The organism is Pseudanabaena cinerea FACHB-1277 (assembly GCF_014696345.1).
Classification (GTDB): domain Bacteria; phylum Cyanobacteriota; class Cyanobacteriia; order Pseudanabaenales; family Pseudanabaenaceae; genus Pseudanabaena; species Pseudanabaena cinerea.
The window spans coordinates 1-3,742 of the sequence record NZ_JACJPY010000159.1 but is presented as its reverse complement, the minus strand read 5'-3'; the positions used below and the strand labels follow the sequence as shown (position 1 = coordinate 3,742).

The following is a 3,742-nucleotide window of genomic DNA, read 5'->3' as shown; positions in this document are numbered from 1 at the left end:
GGTTTTTCGTGCTTTCCCTACTTTTCCTTGCATTTTACCAGTTTTAGATCTCCTTGGATACCATTGCTTGTATGGTTTTCTTGTTTTTTCAGCAAGCCCTACTTATTCTCGAATTTTAGTGAATAAGCTTGCTGAGTAATAAGTACAAGTAGTTATTTTAGAAGAGAGAAAAACCTTAAATTAGGAGTTTGACCAATCATCTATGAATAGATTTCCATTCTCACAGATATTTATCGCACTCTTTATGCTAGGTACTTCGCTTGCCTTTGCTCCTTCTAAAGTAGTAGCTTATGGCGATCGCGAGTGCCAATTTATGGTTGAGAACAACACAGATCAAGTTATTGGTTCGTTGTATATCGTTCCCTCATCTGCTAAAAAAACTCACCTAGGATGGAAAATCAATCGTCTTGGGAGACCTTTACAAGTAGGTGATACTGCAATGGTCAAAGTACGGACTACTCGTGATGCAAGATTTTGGAATGCCTTTGGAATTTTTGAAGATAGAAATCGCTATGTCTTCATGAGAAAAGACGTAAATTACGACACAGGTAAGTATATTTGGGATCATCCACCTTGCGATGACACATGGACTCTTGAGGATTATCAGAATGTTGAAAATTGGAATTGGTCGGATTTTTCTAGGTAATCTGTAGCCACCATTTTTGTAAATTGTTCAGTCTATCTCTGCGAATAACTTCAAATTCTATATTTTTAATGGAGAAATTTATGCTCATTCGTCACTTGTTTAAATTTGCATCTACTATTATTCTAATTTGTCTTCCATCCTTTTCTGCTCAAGCGATTGATTTAAAGGTCAAAAATACATCCCAACAAATCTCACAGAGCCTTATTGCCCAAGTTGACGTTCGACCTACTGATTATTGGTTCTCCGCAGTCCAGTCCTTGACCGAACGGTATGGGATCTCCATGTTTTACTCTGATAGAACATTTCGAGGAAATAGACAAATTTCTCAAAATGAGCTAGTTTCCTATGTGCGGCAGGGTTTTCAAGTAGTTCAAAGAATCAATCCTTCAGCAGATCAATATAGTTATGCTGCAAGTATGCGTGGTATTCTCGATGCCTGTAAGTCTCGGTATGGTAACGTTTTGTCGAGAGGTGCATTTGCCGTTTGTTTTGATGACGGTCTAAACGATCAAGTTAGACAAGCATCTAGTGCAAAGCCTTCAAGAGTGAGAGCAGATTTTGAAAGTTATTGTAGAAAAACATATCTTAATCCAAGTATAGGAACGAATGCTTGGGCAACACTCAATGGTAGAACTGTCTATACTTGGACTTGCGATCAGAGATTTTCTAATGGACAGATTCGTCAAAATGCAATTGATGTGAATCAAGTCTGTATTTCTCAGACTGGTTCTCCTAAGCATGGTTTCACAAATCAGAATGATCCTCATTCTTGGTATTGTGGCAGTTAACACATCTACCTCATGTTAATTGGAAAACAGAAAAGCCATCATTCGCAATCTGATTAACATGAGTTAATTACATTATTTTTTCAAAAAATTTCAAAACAATAAAAATATGGTGTCGCAAAATAAGTACTCACGCCCTACTTTTCTATCTATTGGCGGTATTTTTCTGATTAGCATAGGGCTTGCTGGTTGTCCTAGTCCTGATCCAATAGTAATCAATCCTCCCTCAACTGAACCATCCCGACCCGCGCAGCCGCTTCCCAATCCAGCACCAACAGATAACTCCGAAAATTTGTCACAGGATGTTGAAAAGGCTAAACGTGAAGCAGAACAAGCTAAAGCTGATGCAGAAATTGCTAAGAAGCAAGCCGATCAAGCCAAAGCTCAAGCTGATTCTGAAGCAAAAGCTAGAAAAGAAGCTGAAGCCAAGATTAAAGCTGATGAAGATTCTAAAAAGCGAGCAGAATACTATGCAAACATGAATGCTCAGAAGATGCTCAAATCTAACGAATCAATGGGGAAGAATGAAAGCCGTATTTCACCTAATGGATGCTACCGATTGACATTACAAGAAGATGGAAATTTGGTTGTTTATAATAGAAGTAAGGCTCTTTGGGGATCTGGAACTGAAGGTAAAGCTATAGAGTCTCTACGGATGCAAAGTGATGGTAATTTAGTCATGTATGGCTATGATAATAAGCCTGTATGGGCTTCTAACACCCTCGGCAATGATGGGGCAAGATTGGAAGTTCAGGATGATGGCAATGTTGTGATATATGCTCCCAGTTCAAATCGTGCTGTTTGGGAAACACGTACATACGTTAAGGACTGCGGCTAAAGCGAATATAAATTATCGGCGATCGCCTATTCCATCAAAAACAAATTTAGCGATCGCCTGAATGTTCGTAATGGCAGAGCGATCGCAGATCACTAGAAACACCTAAGCTATAATTAAGGTATAACCAAGCCAATCTATGTATAACAGATGACTCAAATTACAATTGATTTACCTGATAACTTAGTTGAATCTGCTCAGCGACTGGGAACAGCTACAGCGCGTAACTTATCAGATATTTTAGCTGACACACTTGAAATCGTTTTACCAGTCTTTGACAACCTCTCAGGAACTAGTGATCAAAAAGAAATTTCCCATCTTTTAGATACTGAAGTTATTGAATTAGCTAATCTAAAAATGGATGCATTCCAAAATCAACGATTAGGAGATCTCCAAGCAAAGGGTAAAAGCACTGGCTTAACTGAAGCTGAAGGCTATGAGTTGTTCGTTTTAATGTCAATTTATCAGATAGGGCAGCTAAAGAAATCGATGGCACTAGCAGAAATTGTTAAACGAGGACTGAGAGAACCTTTACTGCCATGAGTATTCTCTCAGAAATTATAAAAGAACGAGTTAGACAAAGAGCTAAAAATCGTTGTGAATATTGCCTTAGCCACCAAGAATACATTTTAGGAAGACTCCAAATAGATCATATTCAACCTATAGCCAAAGGTGGAACTAATACAGAAGATAATCTGTGCTTAGCTTGTGAATTATGTAATCAATACAAATGGACACAAACTGAAGGTATAGATCTTGAGTCTGGCGAAGTAGTTTCCTTATTTAATCCTCGTAAGCAGCAATGGAAAGAAAACTTTGCTTGGACTTCAGATGGAATCAACATTATTGGGACAACAGCTTGCGGTCGAGCAACGATTAATGCTTTAAGATTGAATAATAATCTAGCCATAATTGTTCGTAAAAATTGGGTGCAAGCAGGCTGGCATCCACCTAATTGATGTTCTTGATCGCCTACTTCATCAAAAACAACTTTAGTGATCGCCTGAATGCACTTAATGGCAATGAGATATTCCGACCGATACATTTGATTAGTGGGGCTAGACAGAAATGATATAATCATCGAATTAGTGCCAAACTAGGAATAGAATCATGGGGATAAATACAACCTCTAGCAATCAGGAATTAATTACCCGCACAGAAAGAGGACTAACAATTACAGGAACAAGAATTACTCTGTATGATGTAATGGATTATGTGAAATATCCTCCCCAATTCGTTTGTGGGTTTTTCAACCTCACAGAAGTACAAATCAACGCCGCATTTGCATATATTCACTCTCACCAAGAAGAAGTTGAAAAAGAATATCAAATCGTTCTCAAAGAAGCAGAAGACTTGAAAAAATATTCGCTCATGTGGGTAAATAGGTGAAATGGTAAAATAGGAAAAAAGTTTTGACGCAACAACAGACATAAACATGATCAAGTTTCCCCTAACTGAACTGTTAGACGATCAAGC

5 protein-coding genes and 1 pseudogene are annotated in these 3,742 nt (G+C 38.0%); all 6 read left to right on the top strand.

Annotated elements, in window-relative coordinates; genetic code table 11:
• Positions 1-202 precede the first annotated feature (202 nt).
• The gene (locus H6F44_RS22340) at positions 203-646 is read left to right on the top strand and encodes a hypothetical protein (protein WP_190353286.1); all 444 of its coding nucleotides are present in this window, start codon (positions 203-205) and stop codon (positions 644-646) included.
• 80 nt (positions 647-726) lie between these two features.
• Positions 727-1,434: an S-layer homology domain-containing protein gene (locus tag H6F44_RS22335; protein ID WP_190353285.1), complete on the top strand. Its 708-nt coding sequence runs from the start codon at positions 727-729 to the stop codon at positions 1,432-1,434.
• A 106-nt stretch (positions 1,435-1,540) separates the two neighbouring features.
• Positions 1,541-2,269 (top strand): hypothetical protein, encoded by a 729-nt coding sequence (locus H6F44_RS22330; protein ID WP_190353284.1) that lies wholly within the window; start codon positions 1,541-1,543, stop codon positions 2,267-2,269.
• A 147-nt stretch (positions 2,270-2,416) separates the two neighbouring features.
• The gene (locus tag H6F44_RS22325) at positions 2,417-2,809 is read left to right on the top strand and encodes a hypothetical protein (protein ID WP_190353283.1); all 393 of its coding nucleotides are present in this window, start codon (positions 2,417-2,419) and stop codon (positions 2,807-2,809) included.
• A complete protein-coding gene (locus H6F44_RS22320) occupies positions 2,806-3,225 on the top strand; it encodes an HNH endonuclease (protein WP_190353282.1) in 420 nt (139 codons plus the stop codon). Before H6F44_RS22325 ends, H6F44_RS22320 begins: the two co-directional genes overlap by 4 nt.
• Positions 3,226-3,376: 151 nt before the next feature.
• Positions 3,377-3,631 (top strand): annotated as a pseudogene (locus tag H6F44_RS22315) (DUF433 domain-containing protein); the annotation flags it as partial.
• Positions 3,632-3,742: the final 111 nt, after the last annotated feature.